Origin of the sequence: Streptomyces sp. URMC 126, assembly GCF_051386555.1 — a bacterium.
Lineage (GTDB): Bacteria > Actinomycetota > Actinomycetes > Streptomycetales > Streptomycetaceae > Streptomyces.
Window position 1 is genome coordinate 1 of record NZ_JBPQTX010000787.1, and the last position, 283, is coordinate 283.

The 283-nt window shown below is 71.7% G+C and carries 1 pseudogene; it reads right to left on the minus strand.

Going from position 1 to position 283, the window contains the following annotated elements:
- Positions 1-283, minus strand: a pseudogene (locus ACSNOK_RS33920) (hypothetical protein); the annotation flags it as partial.

Here is a 283-nt window from a genome sequence, read left to right on the forward strand (position 1 = left end):
GCAGATCGCTGGTGCGGTCCGCGTCGAGCAGGTCCTGCGCCCGGTGGGCACCACGCTGCTCGAACGCCAGGCAAGGGCCCTCCAGATGGACCCCGGCCAGCGGCAGCCCGTCGCCGCTCAACCGCGTGGCGGTCTCCAGCACGGCCCGCAACCGGGCTGGGGTGTCGCTCGCCAGCGTGGCCAGCACCGTCGTCGTCCCGGCCCGCAGGTGATGATTGAGGGCCGTCTGCCAGGCATCGGCGTCCGCCTCATTGAAATCGTGGCCGAGAGCACCGTGCGTATG